Below are 19,020 nucleotides of genomic sequence, written 5' to 3' on the forward strand. Positions count from 1 at the left end.
TTTATGTTTTTTCAAAGCCTTTATTTTTTAAATATTTTAGCTTTTAATTCATCTTAAGTCTAAAAACCGATAAAACTCATGGCGAATGTTAGTAAATTTTGCTACAATGCTCCGCCAATACCATTGCCATCAATACAGCATCAATCAACCAAATCTTGCAACTCATGACCAATCTTACCAGCAAAAAATCTATACATATCAACGACTTTGACTACCACCTACCCGACCATTTAATCGCACGCTATCCGCTTGATGTGCGTTCGGACTCTCGCCTATTACATATTAAGGGTGGGCAAATCTTTGACCGTCATTTTTGTGAATTGCCAGACCTTTTAAATACAGGCGATTTGATTATCTTTAATGACACCAAAGTGATGAAAGCCCGCCTTTTTGGACAAAAACAAACAGGCGGTAAAATTGAGATGTTAATAGAACGCATTTTTGATGATAATACTATTTTTAATAATAACACCATTTTTGATAATACCATTTTAAACAATACACAGCATCACACCCTGTTAAATGACGATTATCCTTTTTTGGCAGTGTGTCATATCAAAGCAAGCAAAGCCCCTAAAGCAGGCAATATATTACATATCAGTGGCTCACACGCAAGCCTTTGTGTGCTTGGGCGATTGGATAATTTATTTATTGTGGGTTTTAGTTGCCCCATTTTGCCTGTTTTAGAAGCGTGTGGAGAACTTCCCATTCCGCCTTATTTTGAACGCTCTGCTGACGACAAGGACGACACGCGTTATCAAACCGTGTTTCACAACCCCAAAAAACTTGCCAGCGTGGCCGCTCCCACCGCAAGCCTGCATTTTGACGATGATGTTTTAAATGCCTTAAAAAACAAAGGGATAAATACCGCTTTTGTCACTTTAAATGTCGGTGCTGGCACTTTTTTGCCGGTCAAAACCGACAATATCACCGACCACAAAATGCACAAAGAATATGCCCATCTGCCACAAGATACCGCCGATTTGATTAACCAAACCAAACACAATGGCAAACAAGTGATAGCCGTTGGCACTACGGTAACTCGCACGCTAGAAAGTGCCTATTTGCATCAAATCAAATCAGGCACACAGTCTAATTTGAGTGCGTGGGCAGGCGATACCGATATTTTTATTTATCCGCCCTTTGACTTTGGCGTGGTGGACAGACTCATTACCAATTTTCATTTGCCCAAATCCACTTTGCTGATGCTGGTTTCGGCTTTTGCAGGGACAGATGTTATCAAAAATGCCTATCAATATGCCATAAAAAATGAGTACCGATTTTTTAGTTATGGCGATGCGATGATTTTAGATAGACGATGTGATTGACAGCAAATTGTCATAAAATCTGCTATAATAGTCAATTTTACTTATTAATCCTATGAACTTCACCCTACACAAAACCGACACCAACAGCCGTGCTCGCCGTGGCACCGTCCATTTGGCACACGGCGATGTCGCCACGCCTGCCTTTATGCCCGTTGGCACTTATGGCACAGTCAAAGGTATGCTCCCAAAAGACATTCACGCCATCGGTGCGGACATTATTTTGGGCAACACTTTTCATTTGTGGCTACGCCCCACCACGGCAGTGATTGATAAATTTGGCGGATTGCACGATTTTATCGGTTGGCATAAGCCGATTTTGACCGATTCTGGCGGTTTTCAAGTGTTTAGTCTTGGGGCAATGCGTAAAATCAAAGAGGACGGTGTTACTTTTCGCTCACCGATTGACGGTGCGAAGGTGTTTTTGTCGCCTGAGATTTCTATGCAAATCCAAAAGTCGTTAAATTCTGACATTGTGATGCAGTTTGACGAATGCACGCCCTACCCTGCCACACAGACAGAGGCGGATAAATCGCTTGAACTGTCGCTGCGTTGGGGCGAGCGGTGTATCAACGAACACACAAAACTTGGCAACAAAAACGCCCTATTTGGCATTATTCAAGGGTCAATGTACCGTGATTTGCGTGAAAAATCGCTGGACGGCTTATTAAAACTGCCCTTTGACGGCTACGCCATTGGCGGACTGTCGGTGGGCGAACCCAAAGATGAAATGATAGGCGTGCTTGATTATCTGCCAAATATTATGCCGTCCGACAAGCCACGCTACCTTATGGGGGTGGGCACGCCTGCCGATATTGTGGAAGCGGTACGCCGTGGCGTGGATATGTTTGATTGTGTAATGCCCACTCGCAATGCAAGAAATGGACATTTGTTTACCAGCACAGGGGCGATTAAAATCAAAAACGCTGTCCACCGCTTTGATGAGCGTCCGCTAGATAGCGAGTGCGGCTGCTATACCTGCCAAAATTTTAGCCGTGCGTATTTGCACCATTTGCACAAATGCAATGAAATGCTGTCGGCACAACTAAATACCATTCACAATTTGCGTTTTTATCAAAACTTAATGCAAGGCATTCGCACAAGTTTGGAAAACGCGTGTTTTGATGAATTTGTACAAGCGTTTTATCAAAAGCAAGGTTTAAGCGTGCCGATGCTCAATTTATCATGAAGCAATTTTGTTTTATCGCTTCATTAATTTAATCAGACTCAATAAAAATAACCCAAACCAATCTTTGTTTGGGTTATTTTTATTAAAGCTCTGGCTTGGAAATTTAAGGCATCTGAATCAGATTAGTGTTTTTTACAAATGAATTTTTTAAAAATCAATCGCCAAGAGTTATAAAACCATCGCTCCATGTGCTGATAGCTGCTGGCTGCGATAAGAATGACCGCCATGGGTAATAACATGGAAAAATATCCTACTTGATGATATAGTATGACCGCCACAAAACCACCAATAAAAAAACCCCACCATAGGGCACTTTGCAATAGCACCTTGTTCATATTTAATTGACGACCAACCAACCAGCTACCCACCATCGCACCCAAATCTGATGTTGTCCCTGTCAAATGCGTGGTGCGTATTACCGTACCATGATAAGTTGCTACCATTGAATTTTGCAGTCCACACGCCATCGCAATCATCATTTGCCCAAAATCATTTTCATTCATATATAGGACAAAACTGGTAAACAGTAATACAAATTCAAGATACATTGCATAACCATAATTGCGATAGACATGCAACTCGCTACCACCTATCAGCATACCACTAAGCACCGAGCCTAGCCAAAATGACGCAATGGACATCAAAAACAACTTTGCATTAACCCAATCGCCAAGCAGAGTCGATACTGCCAACGAGCTGACATTGCCTGTAACATGTGATGCTGAAATATGCGTAAAACCCATGAGGGCAGTCGTATTGAGCACGCCTGCACAAAATGCCAACACAATCGCACCACATAACACCCAATTAGGAATCTTATCCATGTAAAACAACAGCAGTAAAATTTACATTGTAATCATTTTTTCATAAAAAATCAAAGCACAAAATATCAATCATTTTGTGCTTTGATGAATAAAAAAATCATACCAATGTTAATAAAAAGAATTATTCGTCATCACTTGTCATCGCCATGATTTGCTCACTGATTGCGACAGTATTAAAACCTGCATCTACAAACAAAATCTCACCAGTAATACCACTAGCCCAAGGGGATAAGAGAAATAACGCTGCATTACCCACTTCCTCTTGATTCACATTGCGTTGTAATGGGGCTATTTTTTCACTAACATCAAGCATACGGCGAAATGATTTGATGCCACTGGCTGCCAATGTGCGAATCGGACCTGCAGAAATGGCATTCACACGAATGCCCTGACCACCCAAAGAGCTTGCCAAATAACGCACAGATGCCTCAAGACTTGCTTTTGCCATGCCCATCACATTATAATTAGGCAGCACAGAAATACTGCCCTCATAAGTGAGCGTAAGTAATGAACCTTGACGAGCAGCAAGCAACTCACGACCCGCTTTGGCTAATGCCACAAAGCTATAACTTGAAATGTCATGAGCAATACTTGAACCCTCACGAGTGGTTGCATCAGTAAAGTCCCCATCTAATTGGTCGGCAGGAGCAAAGCCAATTGCATGGACAATACCATTGACACCTCTATCTTCACCCTGACCCCAAATTTCATTAACCCGAGCAAAGCAAGTATTGATAGAATCATCAGAACTGACATCACATTCGATGACAGCGGTTGCACCAAAAGCCTCTGCCGCCATGTCAACACGCTTTTTAATTTTATCATTTGGATAAGTCAAAATCAGTTCCGCACCCTCACGATGCAAACTTTGGGCAATCGCCCAAGCAATTGATAGCTTACTTGCAATACCAGTAACAATAAAACGCTGACCTTTTAACAACATAACCGCCTCAAAATTTGTTGAAATTTTAGCAAATTATAGCATGATTTTTTAAAAATAGCTAAAATTTAGTACAGATGTAAACTTTTTTATTTAACATCATGCCAAATTTTAATGCCAAGTCGTAAAATAAATCATCCGCCAATAAAATCACCATTTAAATTCATGTACTGCATCAACGAATGCTTTGGCGTGGTCTGGATTTGCCCACTGGGTAATACCGTGTCCAAAGTTTGCCACATAGCCTGTATGAATGCCACCATCATAGACATCATGAAGCATATCACTCACTGCACGGCGAATATTGTCAGTTGTACCATACAGCGTGGCGGGATCTAAATTACCCTGAATGGCCTTATTCTTACCAAGCAAAGCTCTTGCTTTGTTTAGTGGCACACTCCAATCAAAACCAAGCGCATCTGCCTGACTGTCAGCCTGAGTATCCACCCATAGACCACCACCTTTGGTAAACATCACAACTGGTGTGCTTGAGTGCTTGGCTTTTAATTTGGCAATGATTTCACGGTTGTAATGATGACTAAATTCAGCAAACTGGCGATGACCAAGAGCCCCGCCCCAACTGTCAAAAATCTGCACAAGATCTGCCCCTGCAATGATTTGAGCGTCTAAATACTCAGTTACAGCATCTGTAATCTTGGCAAGCAAAGCATGGAGTAATTCTGGGCGTGCGTACATCATCTCTTTGGCATGACGATACTCACGACTGCCACCACCTTCAATCATGTAAGTTGCCAAAGTCCAAGGAGAACCACTAAAACCAAACAATGGCACCTGACCACCCAAGGCGTGGCGAATACTTGTTACCGCATCGGTAACATAGGATAAATCCACCATGCTAAGCTTTGGTAAATTAGCAATATCAGCTTCGGTGCGAACAGTTTTTTTGAATTTAGGACCTTCACCAGTCTCAAAATACAGCCCTAAGCCAAGTGCATCAGGCACGGTCAAAATATCACTGAATAAAATCGCTGCATCCAACTCAAAACGACGCAAAGGTTGTAAAGTTACTTCGGTTGCTTTATCCGTATCCTTACACAAGCTCAAAAAATCGCCCGCCTCTGCACGAGTCGCCTTATACTCTGGCAGATATCGTCCAGCCTGCCTCATCATCCATACTGGCGTTGCATCCACAGGCTCAAAACGCAAAGCACGCAACAGACGGTCATTTTTTAAGGGAGAAAATTGTTGGGTCATGAGATTTCCTATTTTTACAATTAGATTTTGACAGATTGAATCAGCAACACCATTAAGACGACCATTTCATCACGGTAAATCATGGCGGTCTTTAAATCATGGCAGTCTTATTGGCATTATTTTTTGGTTTGATATTTACAATCATTCATCGGCGTGCTTTGATGTTTTGTGCCTGGCATGAATGCTATCACAACCAATTTGCTTACCCTGCACACCATTAAACAAGCACCACTTAATATCTAATAAGGAGCATATTCAACTGCCACATCATAATCATCATCGTTCCAGTCGTCCTCATCGTCATCAGACAGACCCTCTCGCTCAGCTTTACGCTTAGCACGATAAGCCTCTTTTTGAATTTCAGTATTATGACGAACCTCTTCTTCAAGACGAGCAAAACGGCGAGCTTGCTCTTTGGCAAACTCCTCATCTTCTGCTTCACGCTCCTGCTCAGCTTCAATCTCACTCATCAGATGATATTTAATCTCATCAAGACCTTGTCCACTGATGGTAGAAGTGCGAAAAACCTCGCCCTGCCAATTCAACCCTTTGACGATACTTTCACACACTTCATCAATTTCATCATCATCTAGTTGATCAATTTTATTAAGCACCAAAATTTGTGGCAGTTTGGACAATTCTAGCGAAAACTTCTCCAGCTCTTGCAAGATAATCCTGGCATTATCCACAGGATCAGATTCATCAATTGGCTTAACATCAACAATATGCAACAATCTGCGAGTGCGTGCCACATGCTTCAAAAAGCGAATGCCAAGCCCTGCCCCATCTGACGCTCCTTTAATGAGACCTGGAATGTCCGCCATCACAAATGACTGATGTGTGCCAACATCTACCACGCCCAAATTTGGTACAAGCGTGGTGAATGGGTAGTCCGCCACCTTTGGACGAGCAGAGGATACTTGACGAATAAAAGTGGACTTACCTGCATTAGGTAAGCCAATCAGGCCAACATCAGCAACAACCTTAAGTTCTAGCTTGATGTTCTTAAATTCGCCTGCAAAGCCAGGAATCGCCTTACGAGGAGCCTGATTGGTAGAGGTTTTAAAGCGAGTATTGCCAAAACCACCATCACCGCCCTTTGCCACCAGTACAGTTTGCCCAACCTCCGTCAAATCACCAATCACCACATCAAGATCAGTATCAATGATGGTCGTACCCACTGGAACTTTTAGATAAATATCATCTGCCCCTTTGCCTGAGCAGTTTTTGGAACGACCATTCTCCCCTCGCTTGGCTTCAAATTTACGAGTATAACGAAAATCTACCAGTGTGTTAGTGTTGTCATCTGCCATGACATAAACACTACCACCCTTACCGCCATCACCACCGTCAGGGCCTCCTTTGGGGACGAACTTTTCACGGCGAAAACTGACGATGCCATTACCGCCATCGCCTGCCTTTACGCTGATTACAGCTTCATCAATAAAACGCATAAAATCTCTAATAATTTAAAATTAACTGGATATTATAGCATAGTTTTCAAGTGAATTTTATATATCTGCCAAATCAGTGGCCAAAAAATAACCCAAAGTAATTTTAGGTTATTTTATGTACTATAAAAAAATCAAAGCATTAAATCAGCGATCGCCACAGATCCCAGATAAGTACCTGTAAAAGTCAATAAAGCGACGATGGCAATTTTTACACCCGACTTTTTAAACAAAATGACTTCCGCACGAGAAATGGCAATGCCTGCATAAACCAAAGTCGGCGTAATCAGTGGTAGTAATCCAAGCTTATCTGTAGCAGCCAGCACATAATCTGCTACTGGCATGATTGGCGAAGCAACAATGATGGCAACGATAGATACCCAAGCAATGCTTGGAACACCAAGTGGAATCACTTTTTTAATCAAGATGCCTAAGACACAGCAAACAAATAAAATCGCCATGCCTACCAATGCGGTCAGCGGATCATTTTTTGTACCCACCCAGTTCACCAGCAATAATAAAACACAAACAAAAGCAAGTGCTTGAATTAATACAGTCGTACTAACACCCACCTCTTCATGATCACCTTCGATCATTTTATCGTCAAGATGGGTCGCTTTTTGATGATTGGCTTTTCTAAATTTTGACAAGACTTTATAAAGCCATTCAGCAAAGGGCAAGGCAACGAATACCGATACAAACAAGCCTGTGGCATATGTCAAAAGATTACTACTGGCGGCAAAAGCAACAATATCATCTTTATATTCAGGCAACACCTCTGCCAAAGCAGTAGAACACGCTCCCATCATACTACCAGAACCAACACCACACGCCATCGCCAATGATCGCACATCAAAAATACCCAAGAGGCAATCACGCCTGCCATCAGCGAAAAATAAATCGCCCCAAACAGCGTTCCCATCACATACACACCCATCACACCAATACCCTCTGGTGTTTTTAACCCGAATCTATCAGCAATCAATGCAATATTCGGCTCTCTGGCGATAGAATGCGTCGCACCAATGGCTTCACGCCCCATGCCAAATACAAGCACCGCAATCGGCAAAGCAAACAATACAGTTGCAACATTACCGATCTCTTGAAAAATTAGTGCAGGTCCTGCAGCGATAATATCATTGATTTTTGGACCAATACCAATAGCAAATTTTGCAATAAACGGCATTAAACAGATTAAAATCCATTGACTTGCTACTAAATTAGTTTTATCATCAAAGATTTTTCCTGCAACTGGCACGATATTTTTATTAAAAAACACTGCAATCAAAAAAGCATATAATAGTGGCAATAACACCACCGTACCAATGCCAATATCAAACTTAGCAATACCAATCAACTCAGAAACACAAGCGATAATTAGCACCAATACATGAAGCCGAAAGTCTAGCAACGCTTTTAAAGATAAATTCATCACACACATCCTTTTGGTTATTTCAATTTACAATAAAAATTGGCAAATTAACTCAAAAATCAATCCGCCAGCAACCCGATTAAGCAATCAAGGTTTTCTCCACCAAACTTACCCACAATTCAATACCAACAGCGATGGCATTATCATTAAAATCATAATAGGGATTGTGCAAAGGTGCCGATGGTCTGTTTACCTCATCAACACCTAACCATAGATATGCTCCCTTTTTAGCGTTGAGCATGACGGAAAAATCCTCTGATGCCATCGTTGGTGGTACATTTTCAATTACCCTATTCTCACCAAAGACCTCTCCAGCAATACGGCGAATATGGGCAGCGCATTCACTGTTATTAATAGTGGCAGGATATCGCTCTTGATAATTAATACTGCCTTTAACACCGTATAAAGCTGGCAGTTTTTCCACATATTCAAGTAAGCGATTTTTAACCATTAAGCGAGTATCTTCATCTAAGGCTCTGACTGTACCCTTTAAAGCAACGCACTCTGGAATGATGTTATAAGTATCACCACCTTGAATCTGTGTAATACTAAGAACCGCTGATTTTAAAGAAGCAACCTCTCTAGAAACAATAGACTGTAAAGCCATGATCAGCCCTGCTGCTGCTAAAATTGGATCCTTGCCATACTCAGGCATGGCAGCATGAGTACCAATGCCCTGCAGTGTGATATCAAAAATATCAAACGATGCCATCATCGAACCATCATTAACACAAATATCGCCAAGTGGTCGACCTGGCCAGTTGTGTAATCCATAAATTTCATCAATGGTAAATTGCTCAAACAAGCCATCTTTCACCATCGCCACGCCACCACCCAAGTTTTCCTCAGCAGGCTGAAAAATAAAATATACCGCACCATCAAAGTTTCCATACTTTGCCAAATACGCTGCTACCCCAAGTAAAATCGCTGTATGCCCATCATGTCCACAAGCATGCATTTTGCCCATCTGACAAGATGCATAATCAACACCGCTCATTTCTTGAATCGGTAAGGCGTCCATATCAGCACGAATGCCGATACTACGGATACTTTTTCCTTTTTTTAAAATACCAACCACACCAGTCTTAGCAAGTCCTGTATACACCTCAATGCCAAGACTGGTTAATACATCAACAACCAGATTTGAAGTATTATGTTCCTCAAAACCCAATTCAGGATTTTGGTGCAAATGGTGCCTCCAACCGATCGCCTCTTTAATCAAAGATGATGGAATATTCATCAATTCTATCTCCGTATCTCGTCAGTAAACACTGTAAGTATAGAATATGATTAAACAAAACAACAAGTTCTATTTTTAAAAATTTTGTTGCTTTTTTGGCAACACTTTTGTTAAGCTATCTACCATTAGATGGCAAGGAAAAATCATGACTTTAACCGATAAGCGAGCGTATTGTTTTTATCAGGTGGTTCAACAAGGTGGCATACGAGCTGCCGCTGATGTACTTAACATCGCCCCCTCTGCAGTCAGTCGGCAAATTGCAAGTCTGGAAAAATCCCTAGGTGTAACCTTAATAGAACGCCACACCAAAGGAGCGATTTTAACGACGATGGGTGAAAAAGTCCTGTCGCACTATAAGCAAATCCACGAACAAGAAGAGCATCTAAAACAAGAACTTAACCATTTACAAGGGCTAAAATCAGGCAGAGTGCATATCAGCACAGGCGTAGGCTATCTAAATCATGTTTCACAAATGGTCAATGAATTCGCCAAAAATCACCCAAACATTGTCATAGAGATTGACATTTATAGTAGCACCGAAATCATCAGAAAAGTCATCGATGGAGAAACAGATATCGGACTTTTATACAATTCTATCAATCACCCTCAACTTAAAAGTCATTTTCGGGCAGTGCATAAGTTGCATGTTTTTATGAACCCCAATCATGCTCTGGCAAACAAATCTGCCATTGAACTTTCTGAGCTCACCACCCAAAAAATCGCCTTTACCGACCATAGTTATGGTATTCGCCAAGTCATCGCTCAGGCCGAAACTGCCTTGGGTATCATTCTGCCCATCTCTTTATTATGTAATGATATGCATCTATTAAAGCGTTATGCATCAGCCAATGGCATCACCATTTTGCCCGAACTACTACTCTACCAAAGCGATCATGATTTGGTCAGTATTCCTTTAATCCTACCAGCATCCGTTGATAACGGTACACATGACAATACACAAATCATCACCAGACAAGGTAGATACACCAGTATTGCCACTCAAGCCATGCTCCAGCAGATGATTAAAACGCTAAAACAGCTTGGTTAAACATTACCCACTAACAAAAAAACACGCTCATCAGGAGCGTGTTTTTTTATAAAATGAGCAAAATCAACCATTGACCGCCATTTCTTCAGCGACACGAATGACTTGGGTGCTATAGCCCATTTCATTATCGTACCATACATATAAAGTAGCACGGTTGTCGCTGGCGATGGTGGCTTTGGCATCAAAGATGGCCACTTTTTCAGAACCCACAAAGTCGGTTGATACCGCCTCTGGGCTGTCTGAATAGTCAATTTGCTCTTGCCATTGAATACTTTGAGATTTTGTTTTGATAAAGGCATTTAGCTCATCAGCTGTACCCACCGCCTTTTCAAAATTTAAATTTAGTATTGCTAAAGAAACATTTGGCGTTGGTACACGAATTGCATTACCAGACAATTTACCCTTTAATTCAGGTATTGCTTTGGCAACCGCAGACGCCGCTCCTGTTGAAGTCATCACCATATTTAGCGGTGCAGCACGGCCACGACGATCAGCTTTATGGTGATTATCAACCAGATTTTGGTCATTGGTAAAGGCGTGTACGGTTTCCATGTGCCCATTGATGATGCCATATTCATCATGCAACACCTTTAAAGTTGGTGTGATGGCGTTGGTGGTACAGCTTGCTGCTGATACAATAGCATCACCACCAATAGTGTCGTGATTAACACCATAGACGATATTTTTTACCTCACCTTTGGCAGGGGCAGTCAATAGTACTTTTTTTACGCCTTTTGATTGCAAATGCTTACCAAGACCCGCCTCATCTTTCCATTTGCCCGTATTGTCAATCACAATCGCATCTTTAATGCCATATGCAGTATAATCCACCTCAGATGGATCCGATGCATAGATGAATTTGATAAATCGGCCATTAACGATGATACCGCTGTTTTCTTCGCTGATTTGCACTGCACCGTCAAACCAACCATGCACACTATCACGCTCCAAAAGACTACCACGCTTGGCAAGATCACCTTCACCAGCTGGACGCACAACAATAGCCTTGAGCTGCAAACCCTTATCAGATGCAGGACAACTCATCAATAAACGAGCCAAAATACGACCAATACGGCCAAAACCATAAAGCACCACATCAGTCGCAGGGATTGGTGTACCACCCATAAAATCACTTGCTTTTTTACCACTTTTTACCGCCTGACCAACATCAATGGCGGTATTGGCAATATCCAGTCCTTTAACAAAGGCCAGTGTATCTGCCACGCTGATGCCTGATGCGGCGTGCTTTGCCAAAATATCTGAAACAGACAATGACACACGCTCACCAAAAAACAGTACATTTACATTTTGCACACCCAAATTTGCCAATACTGCCAACAATTCAACCGCTTGGCGTTCATCAGCTTGACGCTTCACTAAATGGTCTTGATAAATACTCATGATAATTTCCTAATAATAAAACAAATAAAATAAACCCTAAAAATGCCTAAATTGTAAAATAAAATAACTGTCTTGTCTAGGACTATTCACAACCAAAATGGTGGTATTTTTTACAATACATACTTTTGATTTTTATTTTGCTTATTCACACTTGTACAATCTATTTATACAAAACCACGAATGCCCGCCACCGCTAGCCCACCATGCCTTTGAGCAACATTTAAGTCATTTGGTGTTAGCCCACCAAGTGCAACGACTGGCATATTTGCCAAGTTTGACAATTCACAAAACCCATTCCAGCCTAAAACAGGTGCTTGCAAGTGAGTTTGCGTTGGCAAAACAGGAGAAAGCAAAATTGCCATCACGGTATGAATGCTTGCCAAATCATTCGCCTTTTTGATACTTAATTCATCATGACAGCTGGCAATGATGGGTAAATTGGACAAGCTCATCGAGTGCATTTTCCCCAAAAATTGCGTCAAATCAAGTGCCATCAGCTCATTTTGGGTCAATCGCACCGCCATTACTTTTTTCATCATGCCGTTTAAATCATTGATCATGCCATGAGTTAAATCTTTTAGCGACACAATAAACCGCAAATCATCTCTTCGCATGGCAAGCTTGCTCATCAGTTCAATATTAGCATCATCGGCGTGCGTACGCATGAGCAGAGTACAGTTTTTTGGTAAATTTTCATAAAAATCCAACCAGTCGGTTTTATTATTAAAAAAATCTAACCGATGGCTGACAAAAAGCATATCTGGCAAACCCAGCCAACTAAAAATCGGTACATTCGCCACAGGAAAACTGCTTTTTTGCGATGATACATATTCTTTATCAAAAAAACCGATCATCTGTCCATCAAGACCAAATTTTTTATCTTTAAAATTTAAATATTGACTATCGTCTAATAGCACTTGATACACATGCAAGCAGACCGATTTATCGCCATAATCATGGTGGATACGACCCATTTTAGTGATGTTATTACGACTAATATCCAGACCTAATTCTTCATTCACCTCTCGAATCAAAGCAGATTGCGGTGTTTCGTCCAACTCAATCTTACCACCAACAAATTCTATTTTTCCGCCCTGATGTTGCCATGCCTGACGCACTGCAAGAAGGAATTTTTCTTGTTCATTCTTGGTATATTTTAATACCGCCACCGCCACCTGAATGGCTTTCTTGTGTGCCAAACTACCATTTATCATGATTTTTATACCGTTTGTCAGAAAATTGATAAAAATTCTTAAATTTTACAATTAGTATTTGCAATCTTGGAAATTTTTGCTATCATAACATCAAATGATAATTATTGTTATTTAATAATAAGTAACACCTGAAAATCTAAAACAATTTAGATAAGTTATCATTTTATTAACGCTTAAAAAAATTGACATGGTGTCAATCAGCGTTTTATGTTCAAAGTTAAGCCAAAAGTGGCTCGGGAAAACACCCGCAACCCACCAATAAAAGGAAAATCGCCATGACTATGACAATCGCTCGCTATTTTAGCAACCGTGAGGCCACTCGCCTTCCAACCCTACATTCACAAAACCTGTTCGCATTGACCAAGGAAGTACGCATCGAACATCAAGGCGAGGAATATCGCCTGCGTCTAACTCGTAATAATCGCTTGATTTTAACGAAATAATTTCAACATTGGCACTATTTGATTGGTTTGAATTCATTCATTAGGTGGCACAATCAGACCATACAGACACATACCACCCACAAATGGTCAAGCAATCAACTGTTCATTTCTCCAAGCCAAGAATACCACATCGTATTGTGGCATTCTTGGTTTTTTAATTAAGAATAAAAAAATTTTAATACTTAAATAAACCAGATTTAACGCTTCTTTAATGGTTAAAGCTAAAACTTCCAACGATAAATCATATCTACCGTATTTTCGGTTGCCTTTGCCGCCTCAATATAAATACGACGGGTCAGCTGATAACGCATTGAGAGCGTTGATTCAGCATTAAACAAGCCCACACCATAGCGAATGTATAAGTCTGGACTGATATAGCCTGTTACACTCACATTTGTATCATCTGAACTGCCTGTCGCATCAATGGTTAAGCTTTCAAGACCAAAAGCCTGCCCGATTTGATTGGTGAGATTGCGTGTGCCTGCAAAACCAAGATTTAAACCTGCCGCTGCAAGATTGTTGGTAACTCGTGAACGAAAACCTTGCTCTGAAATCTGCCCATCAGCAGCCTCGCTAATGCGTCCAGTAACAAGTGCATTCATTGCTTGTTGCTCAGTCAGACCTGCATCGTTAAATACTGTAATGCTCGGACTGCTTACCGTACCTTTGACACGCACACCAACCGTACGACCTTCAATTTGTTTTTCACCTTCAATAGATAAGCGTGGGTTTAATAAATCACCATCAAACCGAATTTGGGCGTAGTTCAGCTCAAGATTTCGCCCAATGCCATCAACCTTAGTACGCTCAGAAACCTGAACCACACCTCTTGCTTGCATCACGCCCTGACCTTGCTGAGTAAGATGAAGCGCACCTGCTAGGGGCAATCTTGCACCCAATCCACGAAATATGACATCATCGCCCAAATCAAGGCCAATATTGGCATTAATGCTCCAAGGTGCTGCCACCGCAAGCACTTGGTCAATATTTCCAGTAGCACGACGATCAAGCACCGTCACATCGGCAGACTCTGTAACAATATCAGCGGTTGATTCTGGTGGGCGAATGATCGCACTTGGCACAGAAATCACACCCTGAATGTCCACATATTGCTCAAATGGCTTGACCAAAACTTCAATATCAGGCGTCATCTTTGCTGTTAGCATCGGCGGGTGATTGACGTCCAAATCCTCGCCCATGATTCGCAATTTTGCCCAAAGTGACTGAGACCAATCAAGCTCGCCCACCAACTTTCCAGCACCAGCTCCTGCCATAAAATCACCGTTTAGATCGGCATTGGTGCCATCAACCTTAACAGTGGCATTAATGCCATTTAAGTTCAATGGCACTCCAATCAAGGCTACCGCACCATCCATTAAATTGGCATTACCATAAAACAATGGATTTTTTAAAGTACCGCCAATTGTGCCTGAGACATTTGCACTGCCTGCCAATGTTTGGAAATTAGATAAAAACGGACGCAATACAGCAAGGTTGATGTCATCAATCTGCAATTCACCAGCAATCGGCTTATTTTCAGCATAAGGATTAAGCAGTACATCAGCATAACCATGAGCCACCGAACCTGCGACATCAGCACGCAGTTTGAGCCCATTGATGGCACTTTGTGCAATGACAGAGACTCGTTCATAAGGCATTTCAACATACGCCCCATCTTGTTCAAGGCCAATCCGACCATCGTCTGAATACAAAACTGCACTGATGGTTGGGTTTTTGTTTTGTTGCCAAGATGCTTGTACTTTACCATTGAGAGTGGATTGCCAATGAATGTCTTTTGGTAAAACTGCCAAAAACACTGCTGTATCTAGGTCTTGCACCACAAGATTGACATCACCTGCCGTCTTGGCATAATGCAGTGTATCTTGCAGGCAAATTGAGCCAGATTTGGCCTGTTCATTACTCACACTTTGCCAGCAATGTGCTGCAAGGGCAACATCACCACCATCTAAGCCATAACTAAACTCAGCTGGCTGACTTTGGGTTAATAGTCCAAACCGTGAATGCAACGCACCATCACTGAACACACCACGGTAACGACCAGCCACTCTATCTAGACTACCCTCAATCTTGGCGATGATTTGATTCTCGGTAGATTTGGTATTTAGTGCCAGTGTGTGTCTTTGCTCTGTACCCTGAAAATCAAGGCGTGCCGACTTAATCACCCGCCCCATGGCAATGATGTCTTTAATATCAATGAGTATTTGACTCTCAGAGTTGCCCAGATTGATAATCCTACCTAAAACACGAGCCTCTTGCACCACCACATTGGCCGTACGCACACCACCTGCTACCATATCAATATATAAGGTCGGTAATGAATTGCCATCATCTATTAAAATCACGCCACCTTTTATTGCACCTGCTGCATTTGGTAAAATCTGACCCAAATCTGTGATTGAAACACTGCTGGTCAATGCTGATTTATCACCATCTAAGCGAACATGATTATCCCCCAATTGCACAGTCAAATTATCCGCACTGATCTGCTTGATGATGCTTTGGGTGCGTCTGGCTCGTTCATCAATTTGGGTACGCAAGGCAAGTAACTCATCAACATTTTTTGGTGCATGAGTTTTAAGCTGATCAAAATATGCCGTCAAATCATCAGGCAGTGCCAAATTAACCATCAGCAACCCTGACGCATTAAACGGTTGATTGCGTAGCATACCGTGTAGGTTTAGACGGTCAATCCTCACCAATTGCTCATTTTTTTGCCAGTAGCCATTGATATTAAAATTTCCTGTTAAATCGCTAGGCACATCGTCGATAAATGCACCAATGTTAAAGCGATTCATGTCAGCTGTCATTTCCCATACATAGCCACTAGAAATATCCAAAAATCCCTGTGTACGCAATTGTCCTGCTGCACCGTGATAATTTAGATGATTGATGTGATATTTTTTGTCCCGACCTTCAACATCAAAACTTAATTGACCCTCTGGCAACTTGTCATGACCAACCTCACCATCAAACACCGCCTTGACATCCGTGAGCGTCTCATTGCGATAGTTCCCACTTGTCTGCAAATCACCCGTAACAACAGCAACCAAATTGGCATTATCACCAGCAAATTTTTTGGTATCAACATCATCAAGCCTTGCTTTAATATCCCAACCAATGCCATCTGCCAAAGTCAGTATGCCTGTCGCTGCCACTTTGCCAGAATCGGTGTCAAGATTCAGCTGTGAAATATTAATGGCACTTAAATTACCCGATGCATCAAGCCTAACAGTCGCCTTTGCAATTTGTGGCATGACAGATTGGCGTAAATCACCATCAAATTTGGCATCAAAATACTGTACATCACCGCCATTTAGACGCACATTGGCCTTACCAGCACCTTTGATGGCGATGGTATTTTTATCCATCAAAATGGCTGTCAAATCGGTATCTTTGATCACAATCTCGTGCAAATCAGCTTTGTTGCGCGCATCACTACGCATTCTGCCTGTCGCCAAAATACGCCCAGAGACGGCTTGAAGTGGCGTCTTATTGGGTTTATTAAAATAGGCATTTGGCATGAGTTTTTTGGTGGTCAAATCAAATTCCCATGATAAGGGCTTTTGTGCTGTCGCCAAATCAATACGCCCCACACCTGCCAAATCACCCATCACGCCAGCATAATTAAAATCGGTTAGGTGAATGCGTTCACCCTTTTCAATATTTGCTTTAATCACATAGTTACCCTCAGGTGCAGTGGAGAGCTTTTTGATATATCCACTTGCATCAATATGGGTGTATCCTTCTTCTAGGCGTATGCTTGCCCTACCGTATGTAGAATTAATACCGTCCAAATTTGGTACATTGGTACGAATCAGATTACGCCAATCGGCATGAATGTGCCATGGTGCATTTGGATTGTTTTGTGATTGCGTCAGTGTGGCATGAACCTTTTCACCATCTTTTTGATTCAGATTGAATGCTAGGCGTGTATCATTATTTTCGTCCAAATCAAAATAATCCACACTCAAATCACCCGTCAGCGTTTTGGGCAAATAAGCCTTGTAATCACGATATTCTATCGGCAAGGCTTCTCGTATTTCATACCCATCACCCCGCAAGGTGGCGTGCAACTCAAACTCATCTGACCATTGCATATGTCCCGTAGCGGTCAAGATGCCATTTGCTGTATCCGCCTGCAAAAAAGGAATGTCCATACCACCATCACGCACAACCCCACGACCAAGATACCGACCAGACGGTATGTCCTTAGCGGTCAATGTGCTGTTAATGCGTAGCTCAATATCACTCACCACGCCATCAGCGGTAATCATGCCATCGCTTAGCGTGATGTTTTGTTCGGTAGCATAAGGCAGAACCACTTTATCAAAAGTCAATTTAGCACTAAAAGGCGAATTATCATCTACCCCCTGTGCGATAAACTCTCCTTTAATGTCATACCCATTGTATTTGGAGGTCAATGTGCCTGTGGTGCGTTTTAATGTGCCTGCGGCCTGTATATGCAATGTGCCAACATGAGCCTTTTTGATGGCAGAAACTTCCACATCGGCACGCACATCAAGTGGGTAGTCGCCCGTCAAGTCAATCTTGCCATCAATATGATTCACCGCTACCGCATCATCATAGCGAATGCTTGCATCATTTAAGCTAACCTTTGTGCCTGACCACAACCCATCTTTAATATCAATGTCGTACAGATAAATCGGTTCTTTGCTGGCTTGACGATAAATAACCTGATTGGCACTTGTATTTTCAAGTTTAATCGTGATAGGTAAATTGATGGTTGCATAATCAAACGGTTCATCTGTCGGTGGTTTTTTGTTAACAACCTCAACCGTCTCAATGTGAGTATCAACCAAATGCAACTGACGAGACAAAATCGCTCGAAATCCAAACTGGACATAAGCTTTATTAATATAAAGCTCAACATCTTCACCTTGGGTAACTTTCACATCAGACACCCATACGCCATCTCGCAGATTACCTTCGGTATACTTTAAATTTGTACCAGTTTCTAAGGCGATTTTTTCAACCAAAAACTTTGTGCCACTTTGCGTTCCCATTGCATAAAAAAGCAACACTAAGATCAAAATAATCGCCACAAGCAATGACAGCACCATACGAATGAGGTATATCAGCCATTTAGATTGTGACTTATTATTAGATGGCTTGTTATTGTTAGGTGATTTGACATCAAAAGAGTCTTGAGAAAAATTGGCATTACCCACTTCCTGTGGGGAGCCTAAATCATCGGATTGATTGGAGTATTGGTCAGTCATGATAAAATTTATTATTTATTAAAGGTTAAAAAGAACC

Annotated in this window: 12 protein-coding genes and 1 pseudogene; 4 read left to right on the forward strand and 9 right to left on the reverse strand. The window is 41.7% G+C overall.

Going from position 1 to position 19,020, the window contains the following annotated elements:
- Nucleotides 1-164: 164 nt before the first annotated feature.
- Nucleotides 165-1,328 (forward strand): tRNA preQ1(34) S-adenosylmethionine ribosyltransferase-isomerase QueA, encoded by a 1,164-nt coding sequence (queA, locus tag R0123_RS02515; RefSeq protein WP_323843232.1) that lies wholly within the window; start codon nucleotides 165-167, stop codon nucleotides 1,326-1,328.
- 52 nt (nucleotides 1,329-1,380) lie between these two features.
- On the forward strand, nucleotides 1,381-2,514 hold the full coding sequence (gene tgt / locus R0123_RS02520) for a tRNA guanosine(34) transglycosylase Tgt (protein ID WP_323842994.1): 1,134 nt from the start codon (nucleotides 1,381-1,383) through the stop codon (nucleotides 2,512-2,514).
- A gap of 122 nt (nucleotides 2,515-2,636) precedes the next feature.
- Here tgt and R0123_RS02525 read toward each other — a convergent pair whose 3' ends face one another.
- From R0123_RS02525 to R0123_RS02555, 6 genes and pseudogenes are all read right to left on the reverse strand, one after another.
- Nucleotides 2,637-3,338, reverse strand: a complete 702-nt coding sequence (locus tag R0123_RS02525) for a YoaK family protein (protein WP_323842995.1) — start codon at nucleotides 3,336-3,338, stop codon at nucleotides 2,637-2,639.
- Nucleotides 3,339-3,459: 121 nt separating this feature from the next.
- Entirely contained in the window at nucleotides 3,460-4,281 is an 822-nt protein-coding gene (locus R0123_RS02530; RefSeq protein ID WP_323842166.1) for an enoyl-ACP reductase, read from the reverse strand.
- A gap of 147 nt (nucleotides 4,282-4,428) precedes the next feature.
- Entirely contained in the window at nucleotides 4,429-5,493 is a 1,065-nt protein-coding gene (gene hemE / locus R0123_RS02535; protein WP_323842996.1) for a uroporphyrinogen decarboxylase, read from the reverse strand.
- Between the two features lie 239 nt (nucleotides 5,494-5,732).
- Nucleotides 5,733-6,947, reverse strand: a complete 1,215-nt coding sequence (gene cgtA, locus R0123_RS02540) for an Obg family GTPase CgtA (RefSeq protein WP_323842997.1) — start codon at nucleotides 6,945-6,947, stop codon at nucleotides 5,733-5,735.
- 131 nt (nucleotides 6,948-7,078) lie between these two features.
- Nucleotides 7,079-8,385: pseudogene (locus R0123_RS08515) on the reverse strand (DUF3100 domain-containing protein).
- A 70-nt stretch (nucleotides 8,386-8,455) separates the two neighbouring features.
- The gene (locus R0123_RS02555) at nucleotides 8,456-9,616 is read right to left on the reverse strand and encodes a M20 aminoacylase family protein (RefSeq protein WP_323843000.1); all 1,161 of its coding nucleotides are present in this window, start codon (nucleotides 9,614-9,616) and stop codon (nucleotides 8,456-8,458) included.
- A 145-nt stretch (nucleotides 9,617-9,761) separates the two neighbouring features.
- Here R0123_RS02555 and R0123_RS02560 point away from each other — a divergent pair, with 145 nt between their 5' ends.
- Nucleotides 9,762-10,664: a LysR family transcriptional regulator gene (locus R0123_RS02560; RefSeq protein WP_323843001.1), complete on the forward strand. Its 903-nt coding sequence runs from the start codon at nucleotides 9,762-9,764 to the stop codon at nucleotides 10,662-10,664.
- A gap of 63 nt (nucleotides 10,665-10,727) precedes the next feature.
- Here the strand turns inward: R0123_RS02560 and R0123_RS02565 are convergent, their stop codons facing one another.
- Complete coding sequence (locus tag R0123_RS02565) at nucleotides 10,728-12,065, reverse strand: glyceraldehyde-3-phosphate dehydrogenase (RefSeq protein ID WP_416381681.1); 1,338 nt, start codon at nucleotides 12,063-12,065, stop codon at nucleotides 10,728-10,730.
- A gap of 164 nt (nucleotides 12,066-12,229) precedes the next feature.
- Entirely contained in the window at nucleotides 12,230-13,279 is a 1,050-nt protein-coding gene (locus R0123_RS02570; protein ID WP_323843002.1) for an NUDIX domain-containing protein, read from the reverse strand.
- A gap of 275 nt (nucleotides 13,280-13,554) precedes the next feature.
- On the opposite strand from R0123_RS02570, the gene hemP reads away from it, so the two are divergent.
- Nucleotides 13,555-13,722: a hemin uptake protein HemP gene (gene hemP / locus R0123_RS02575; protein WP_089540655.1), complete on the forward strand. Its 168-nt coding sequence runs from the start codon at nucleotides 13,555-13,557 to the stop codon at nucleotides 13,720-13,722.
- Nucleotides 13,723-13,943: 221 nt separating this feature from the next.
- Here hemP and R0123_RS02580 read toward each other — a convergent pair whose 3' ends face one another.
- Nucleotides 13,944-18,983: a translocation/assembly module TamB domain-containing protein gene (locus R0123_RS02580; RefSeq protein ID WP_323843003.1), complete on the reverse strand. Its 5,040-nt coding sequence runs from the start codon at nucleotides 18,981-18,983 to the stop codon at nucleotides 13,944-13,946.
- Nucleotides 18,984-19,020: the final 37 nt, after the last annotated feature.

Source organism: Moraxella sp. Pampa, from assembly GCF_035181385.1.
Classification (GTDB): domain Bacteria; phylum Pseudomonadota; class Gammaproteobacteria; order Pseudomonadales; family Moraxellaceae; genus Moraxella.